The following is a 7,704-nucleotide window of genomic DNA, read 5'->3' as shown; positions in this document are numbered from 1 at the left end:
GCCGTGCCAGCCGCGCACCACGACGTCGCTGGACGTCCCCAGCGCGACCCCGGTCGGGCGGCCGGTCAGCGCCGCCACCGACGCGACGCCCATCGCGATCGTCGCCGGATCCCGCACGGTCACCGCCAGCGGCCCGAAGGTCAGCGAGATCGACGAGGTCGCCGCGCCGATCGCGGTCCCCAGCGCGAACGCGTCCCACGTCGCCATCTCGCCGATCCACAGCTCCGGGTACCCGGCCGCCTCGGCGGCGCGCGCCGTCTCCAGCGCCTCCTCCGGCGGGCGGTCCTGCCAGAGCCCCAGCGACACCGACAGCCTCATGCGGTGACCACCATCGTGACGACCGTGGTGAACGAGCCGCCGACGTTGAGCGTCAACGCCGTCCGCGCGCCCTCGACCTGCGTCTCGCCCGCTTTCCCGGTCACCTGCCGGGAAACGTCGTGCAGCATCCGGACACCGGTCGCGCCGACCGGGTGGCCGAGGCCGATCAGCCCGCCACCCGGGTTGATCCCGGCCGCGTCGAGGCCGCCGTCGGCGACGAACCGGCCGCCGTCGCCGGGTGGGGCCGCGCCCAGGTGCTCCAGCGCCACCAGCCCGGTGATCGTGAAGCAGTCGTGCAGCTCGACGACGTCGAGCGCGTCCGGCCCGGGCACCCCCGCGCGCTCGTAGGCGTCGACGACCGCGCCGCGCAGGTGCGGGAACAGGTACTCGCCCTCGGCGGAAAGCTTTTCGGCCAGCCCGATGTGGGACGTGCGGTGCCCGAAGCCCGCGATGCGCGGGAAGCCGCCGCCGAGCCGCCCGGCGAACGCGGGCGAGGCCAGCACGACCGCGGCGGCGCCGTCGGTGATCCGGCCGCAGTCCTGCTTGCGCAGCCGGCCCTCGATGACCGGGTTCAGCTCGTCGTCGGGCCCGAACGCGCCGGCCGGGAACCGCCAGTCCCGTGCCTGGGCGAGCGGATTCCGTGCCGCGCGGTCGAAAGCGTGCGCAGCGAACTGCCCGAGGTGCTCGGGGTCGAGCCCGTACCGCTCGTCGTAGGTGGCGGCGACCTCGGCGAACAACGCCGGCCACGGGAACTTCGCGCCGACGGCTTCGTGCCCGGCCCACGCGGCGGATCCGAGGTGCTCGGCCGCGCGCTGCCCGTCGACGTTCCGCATCAGCTCGACGCCGACGACCAGTGCGACGTCGTAGCGGCCTGCCTCGATGTCCGCGCACGCGGCGAGCACGGCGGTGCTGCCGGACGCGCACGCGGCTTCGTGCCGGGTCGACGGCACGCCGTCCAGCGCCGGGACGGCGGCCACGAGCAACCCGCCCAGTTGAGCTTGCCCGGTGAACAGCTCGGCCGCGAGGTTCCCGACGTGCGCGACCCCGACGTCTTCGGGCGCGGCGGGCACGACCTCGGCAAACAGATTGAGAATCCCGCGTCCCTCCTTGGCGAAGTTGCGCGCGAAGTCGCTCTGCGCCCCGCCCAGCACGAACACCGTCATGGCCTCACTCCAGACTTTCCCGCAGCTTCCGCTTCAGGATCTTCCCCACCGGGTTGCGGGGCAAGGCGTCGGCGTACTCAAGCCGTTCCGGCAGCTTGAACGCGGCCACCCGCTTCTCGCGCAGGTACGCGACCAGGTCGTCGAGCGACGGCTTGCGCTCGCCCGGCACGACGACCGCGCACACCCGCTCCCCCAGCACGTCGTCGGGGACCCCGATCACGCCGACGTCCGCGACGTCCGGGTGCCCGGCCAGCAGGCCTTCGACCTCGGCCGGCGAGATGTTCATCCCGCCGCGGATGACCAGGTCCTTCGTCCGGTCGACGTACCGCAGGAACTCCCCGCGCTCGCCGTCGATCTCGAAGACGTCGCCGGTGCGGAAGTGCCCGTCGTCGTCGAAGGACGACGTGTCGAGCGGCTCGCCCAGCGACGTCAGGTAGCCGGCGAACACCGTCGGCCCGGCGATGTGCAGCTCGCCGGGCCGCCCGGGTTCGGTGACGTGCTCGCCGGTGACGGGGTCGTGCAGCCGCACCGACGTCCAGCCGGCGACGGGCGTCGACCACGTGACGTCGGAGGCGTAGTTCGGGAAGTAGCTCGCACGCTGATCGGGGTCCGGGATGTCCACCGGACCGGACAGCAGCGCGGTCCCTTCGTTGGAGCCGAAGAAGTTGATGATGTCGATGCCGTACCGCTCGGCCCAGGTGCGCACGAGCCATGGCGACAGCGGCGCCGAGCCGGACCCGATCTTGCGCACGCTCGAAACGTCCACTCCGGACAGGATCTTCTCGTTGTGCAGCAACATGGTCAGCAACGCCGGTGGCGCGAGCGTGTACGTCACGCGTTCGGCCGCGAGCTGACCCAGGAACACGGGCAGGTCGAACGGGTGGTGCGGGACGAACACGGCGCCGGTCAGCAGCCAGGGCAAGAACATCCCGCCGATGCCCGCCATGTTCGTCATCGGGAACGGCGAGAGCAGGACGTCGTCGCGCGTGATCCCCGCGGCCTGGACGCAGCCGCCCGCGGTCGCGAGCCAGTCGCCGTGGCAGCGCGGAACCGCTTTCGGCTCGGCTTCGGTGCCGGACGTCCAGCAGATCGTCACGCAGTCGTTGACGTCGGTGCCGAGTGTGGACGAATACGAGTCCAGAGTGGACTTCTCCACTTCGGACAGCGGGTTTTCGGGCCAGGCCAGGGCGCCGGCCGGTTCGTCGTCCCCCCGGGCGACGACGAACCGGACCGACGGCGCCGCAGCGCCGATTAGCCCAAGGGCCGCCCCGGCGAGCTCGTGCTCGCCGTATCTGGTGGCGGTCACCACGGCGACGGCTCCGGTGCGCCGGCACATCGGACCCATCTCGTGCTCCCGGTAGGACACCGGGAACGGCGTGACCACCGCACCGATCCGCACGATCGCGAGGAACGCCTGGACCAGGGCCGAGCAGTTCGGCAGCTGCACGGCCACGACGTCACCTGCTCGCACCCCTCTGGCGAGCAGGAACGCGGCCAGGACGTCGACACGTTCGTCGAGCCGGTTCCAGGTCCACCGCACCGGGTCGCGTCCGACCAGTGCGGTGGTGTTCGGTGGATCGACCAGCGCGAGACCCTCCGGGTCGGCACTGACCCGCTCCTTCACGAGCCGGTCGATCGTCTCCGCACTCCACCATCCCCGCGCCCGGAAGTCCCGGGCGCGACCCTCTCGATGGCATCTCATGAACGGAGGTTTTCCAGCTGGTCCGCCCGGACCCAGGTCGCGTGAAAACCGAGCGGGACCCGCTGGGGCAACAGGACCCTGGCCACGGGTCCGGCAGCGAGATCGGCGGCGTCGAAGATGTCCAGTTCCGAGCGTCCCTCGCGCTCGTCCTGCACGAACGTCACCAGATGACCGTCCGCCGAATCGGCGGCCGCTCCTTCGCGGGGTGCGAACGGAGCCTCACTGCCCCACCGGCCGGGACCGAACCGGTATTCGGTCTTGGCGCCGGCAAGATTGTCGTAGCGCACCAGCCCGTCGAACTTCAGCGTCGACTCGGGCGAGATGTGCACCGCGTAGGAGTACCGGTTCCGCCTGCCGACGCCGCGGGCGTCGACGGTCGGGAACTCGGTGTTGGCATCGTCGAGCGCCGCTTCGTGGCACGCGCCGGTCCGCAGGTCGAAGCGGTAGCGGTGCAGCTGGGCATCGAGGCGCAGGTAGGAGAGCATCTTCGCGAGCGGCGTGCGCGCGTCGGGCCGCGGAGCCGGCTTCTGCACGCGGCAGACGTCGAGGATGACTTCGTCGCCCTCTTCCCAGGCGTTCACGACGTGGTAGATGTAGCACGGGCTCGCTTCGAACCAGCGGATCTGGCTACCGTTGCCGTAGCGTGGCATGACGCCGAAGCGGCTCGGCATCGAGCGGTCGAAGTGCAGCTTGTGCCGGCCCAGCTTCGCGGCTTCCAGGTCCTGGACCAGCGGCAGGTCCATCAGCACGGCGTAGCGCTCGGTGATGGCCATGTCGTGCGGCAGGCGCGGGCCGGGCAGCTCGATCTCGGTGGTGTTCACGACCTTGCCGTCCGCGCTGATCACGCCGTAGCGCAGGTACGGCGGGCGCGGGCCGTAGTCGAACCAGAACAGCTCGCCGGTCGCCTCGTCCACCTTCGGGTGCGCCATCATGTCCCCGACCAGCGTGCCGAGGAAGTCGTCGGCGCCCAGCGTCTCCAGCGAGAGCGGGTCGACCGCGTACGGCGAGCCGCACAGGTACCAGGTGGCGAGGATCCGGCCGCGGTGGAAGACGACGTCGGTGTTCGCGTTGTCCTTGAGGCCGAGGCCGTGCGAGTTGCCGAACGGGTTGCCCGCCGGGTTCTCCATGACGCCGGTCCAGAGCGCCTTGCCCGCCGCGGACTCGGCTTCGAAGGCCTTGGTGCGCACCCAGCGGTTGCGGTAGCGGGCCTTGCCGTTCTCCAGGTGGACGGCGTGGATCATGCCGTCGCCGTCGAACCAGTGGTAGCGGCCTTCCGGGGCGAACCGCGGGTTGGGGCCGTTGCGCAGGTAGACGCCGTTGAGGTCCTTCGGGATCTCGCCGATGACCTGCAGGTCTTCGGCGTCGATCTCGGTGCCGACCGGGGCGTAGACGCCGAGCAGGTACGGGTTGGGCTCCTCGGCCGCGTCCGCCGCACGGGCCACCATCAGCGGCTGTTCGGAGGTGCTGGTCATCGGGCTGCTCCCTGACTGTCGGGCTCACCGCGCTGGCTGATGGGGACGAGACTATGATTTGTGTACCCAGGTGTCAATAGGCTTCTCTTGGTGTAGTCAGGTGTTACGCTGAGGCCGCTGAGAATGAGGGGGAAGACGGTGACCGAGGCGACCGCGCACCGCGTCCGGCCGGCGGGGGATCCGCTCCGCAGAGCGCTGGAGCTGGTCGGGGATCAGTGGACGCTGCTCATCCTGCAGAGCCTGTTCCTGCGCTTCCGGCGCTACGAAGAGCTGCGGCTGCGCCTGGGCATCTCGCCGACCGCGTTGTCGGGACGGCTGCGGGACATGGTCGACGCGGGCATGCTCACGCGCGTCCCCTACCGCGACGCGCGCCGCACGCGGCACGAGTACCGGCTCACCGAGCGCGGCCTGGAGCTGTGGCCGCTGCTGATCTCGATCTGGGCGTGGGAGCGCGAGTGGGTCGAAGGCCGCCGCGAGGTGCTGCCGACGTTGATCCACCTCGACTGCGAGCTGGCTACATCAGCGCCCCTCGGCTGCGGGGCTTGCGGCCGCCGGGTCGACGCGCGTGACGTGCGGGCCGAGCGCCTCGACAGCACCGGCGTCGCGGCGGCGACGGCGTCCAAGCGCTTCCGCCGCAAGGACGCCGAGTCGCTGGCCGGCGACCCGATGATGTTCTTCCCCGACACGATGGAGCTGCTCGGCGACCGCTGGTCGACCGGCCTGCTGGTGTCGGCGCTGCTCGGCTGCCGGCACTTCTCGGAGTTCGAGCGCGAGCTGGGGATCGGGCCGAGCGTCCTGTCGGGCCGGCTGAGCAAGCTCGTCGAGGTCGGCGTGCTGCGCACCGGCGCGGCGGCCACCCGCGCGGACGCGCGCGACTACCGGCTGACCGCGAAGGGCCTGGCGTTCTTCCCGGCGCTGGCGTTCATCGCGGAGTGGTCGCGGGGCTTCGAGGTGGCGGGCCAGGAGCCGGACATCACGCTGCACCACGTCGAATGCGGCAACCGGCTGCGGCCGATCCTGCTGTGCGACCACTGCGGCCGCCCCCTGCTGCGCAAGTCGGTGCAGTTCGGCGGGGTTCCCTCCCCGAAACGCTGAAATCGACTCGCCAAGCGGGTGCGCGGCTGACAGGCTGGAGTGGTCACACGTCGTCGTTTTCGGAGGTAGGCATGAGTGAACCGAACCCGTCGCCCAGCGGCGAGGAGGACGACGTCAAGCGCAAGTTCCGCGAGGCGCTGGAACGCAAGCAGGCCCACGCTCGTTCGGGCGCGTCCCACGAGAACGGCGGCGGCAAGAACCAGCACGCCCACGGCCCGGCGGCGAACAAGCGGACGTTCCGCCGCAAGAGCGGCTGACAGCTCTTCGAAGGCCCCCACCTCGATCGGTGGGGGCCTTCGGTGTGTCTACGGGGTGAACTCGCCCAGGTGGTCCAGCACCACGAACGCACTCGCCGGGCTCGCCGCCGCGACCGCCGTCCGCAGCACGTCCAGCCCGCCGTTCGGGTCGTGCGCCTGCCCCAGCGGCAGGTCGAAGTCGTCCCAGTGGGTCGCGGCCACGTACCTCGGGTGCCCGAGGACGGACAGCAGCCGCGGGACGTACCGCGTCACCTTCGACCCGCCGGCCGGCAGCAGCACCACGTCCGGGCGCAGGCCCGCCAGCTCCGATTCCACGTAGTTCGAGCCGCCGAAGTCCAGCACGCTCGCCCCGCCGCCGGTCACCTGGTAGGCCAGCGTGCCGCCCTCGACGAGGTCCTCGATCACGCGCGGGCGGTCCCGGCGCGACAACGGCCGCGAGCCCGGGAACGGCACCTGCGCCCGCGCGCCCACCGCCGAGTGCAGCGACCGCAGGACGCGGATCGAGTAGCCGTCGAATGTCAGGTCCTCGCCCCCTGACGCGACCGCCAGCTGGTCCTCCGGTGCGCCGAGCGCGGCCATGAGACTCAAATGGGTCTCGGTGCCGATGACCGTCGCGCCGGTGCGTTTGGCCAGGTAGGGGACGTCGGTGAGGTGGTCGTAGTGGCCGTGCGTCACCAGGATGTGGTCCGCGCGCAGTTCGCCGCGGTCGAGGAAGCCGTCGATCAGCGCGCGGTTCACCGACAGCGGCGTCTTCGGGTCCGCGCCCGCCGGGGTGTACGTCCCCGTCTTGAACCGCGTCAGCCAGGGGTCGATCAGGACCGTCTTCGGCCCGATGCGGATCTCCCAGCCGTTGTTCCCCCACCACCGAAGCGTCATCCCCGACGTGCCCGAAGCGGCGGCCGCCGCCGGTCCCGCGCCCGCCAGGATGGCCGCCGCCGCGGCTCCCGCGCCGAACAGCCCGCGCCTGCTGAATCCCATGTCCATATCGGACACCCGACCACGAACCGCGGACCGCTGTCCAAGATCGATCCGTCGGCATGTCGATACGGGAACGGCTATCGTCGCAGCGTGGACCACCTCCGTTCGCTGCGGTACTTCCTCGTCGTCGCCGACGAACTCCACTTCGGCCGCGCGGCGGAGCGGCTCGGGATCGCGCAGCCGCCGTTGAGCCAGCGCGTCAAGCGGCTCGAAGCCGAGCTGGGCGCGAAGCTGTTCGACCGCGGCCGCCGCGTCACGCTCACCGAAGCCGGCGAAGTCCTGCGCGCCGAAGCCCGCGACCTGCTCTCCCGGTGGGATCGGATGACGTCGCTGGTCGCGAAGGCCGAGCGCGGCGAGCTGGACGCGCTGCGCGCGGGCGTGCCCCCGGAGCTGCCCGGCCCGGTCCTCGCCGCGATCCTGACGGCGTTCGCCGAGCGGCATCCCGCCGTCCGGCTCGACCTGCAGGAGCTGACGACCGCGGAGCAGGTCCGGCTGCTCGCCGACCGCTCGCTGGACGCGGGCCTGCTGCACCTGCCGGTCGACGTGGTCGACCTGGAGCTGGGCCCGGTGATCGACACCCCGCTGGGCGTGGTCCTCCCCCGCGATTCCCCGCTGGCCCGCCGCGCGTCGCTGGCGCTGGCCGACCTCGCGGGCGAGGGCCTGGTGCACGCGCCCCGCGCGGCGGCCCCGGGCAGCTACGACGCCATCCTGCGCACCTG

Annotated in this window: 8 protein-coding genes; 3 read left to right on the top strand and 5 right to left on the bottom strand. The window is 71.7% G+C overall.

Features of this window, described 5'->3' with window-relative positions; all coding sequences use genetic code 11:
- From G3I65_RS33015 to G3I65_RS33000, 4 genes are all read right to left on the bottom strand, one after another.
- A partial coding sequence (locus G3I65_RS33015; RefSeq protein WP_160699570.1) for an LLM class flavin-dependent oxidoreductase occupies window positions 1-318 on the bottom strand: 318 nt, incomplete at its 3' end.
- On the bottom strand, window positions 315-1,481 hold the full coding sequence (locus tag G3I65_RS33010; RefSeq protein WP_160699569.1) for an acetyl-CoA acetyltransferase: 1,167 nt from the start codon (window positions 1,479-1,481) through the stop codon (window positions 315-317). The genes G3I65_RS33010 and G3I65_RS33015, both read right to left, overlap by 4 nt.
- Window positions 1,482-1,485: 4 nt before the next feature.
- On the bottom strand, window positions 1,486-3,183 hold the full coding sequence (locus G3I65_RS33005) for a class I adenylate-forming enzyme family protein (protein ID WP_160699568.1): 1,698 nt from the start codon (window positions 3,181-3,183) through the stop codon (window positions 1,486-1,488).
- On the bottom strand, window positions 3,180-4,655 hold the full coding sequence (locus tag G3I65_RS33000; RefSeq protein ID WP_160699567.1) for a carotenoid oxygenase family protein: 1,476 nt from the start codon (window positions 4,653-4,655) through the stop codon (window positions 3,180-3,182). The genes G3I65_RS33005 and G3I65_RS33000 overlap by 4 nt, the downstream gene beginning before the upstream one ends.
- A 138-nt stretch (window positions 4,656-4,793) precedes the next feature.
- Between G3I65_RS33000 and G3I65_RS32995 the strand changes: the two genes are divergently transcribed.
- Entirely contained in the window at window positions 4,794-5,750 is a 957-nt protein-coding gene (locus G3I65_RS32995) for a winged helix-turn-helix transcriptional regulator (protein WP_160699566.1), read from the top strand.
- Window positions 5,751-5,821: 71 nt separating this feature from the next.
- Window positions 5,822-6,007 carry a DUF5302 domain-containing protein gene (locus G3I65_RS32990; RefSeq protein ID WP_004559232.1) on the top strand — a complete coding sequence of 62 codons (186 nt, stop codon included), beginning with the start codon at window positions 5,822-5,824 and terminating at the stop codon, window positions 6,005-6,007.
- A gap of 48 nt (window positions 6,008-6,055) precedes the next feature.
- On the opposite strand, the gene G3I65_RS32985 is transcribed toward G3I65_RS32990, so the two are convergent.
- Window positions 6,056-6,991, bottom strand: coding sequence for an MBL fold metallo-hydrolase (locus G3I65_RS32985; protein WP_160699565.1), 936 nt, complete (start codon window positions 6,989-6,991; stop codon window positions 6,056-6,058).
- Window positions 6,992-7,075: 84 nt separating this feature from the next.
- On the opposite strand from G3I65_RS32985, the gene G3I65_RS32980 reads away from it, so the two are divergent.
- Window positions 7,076-7,704: LysR family transcriptional regulator (locus G3I65_RS32980; RefSeq protein ID WP_160699564.1), on the top strand; the 629-nt coding region annotated here is incomplete at its 3' end.

The sequence above is a fragment of the Amycolatopsis sp. SID8362 genome, from assembly GCF_010550475.1.
In the GTDB taxonomy this organism is placed as follows: domain Bacteria; phylum Actinomycetota; class Actinomycetes; order Mycobacteriales; family Pseudonocardiaceae; genus Amycolatopsis; species Amycolatopsis eburnea.
Note: the sequence above shows the minus strand (reverse complement) of the source record. Positions and strands in the feature narration are given on the sequence as shown.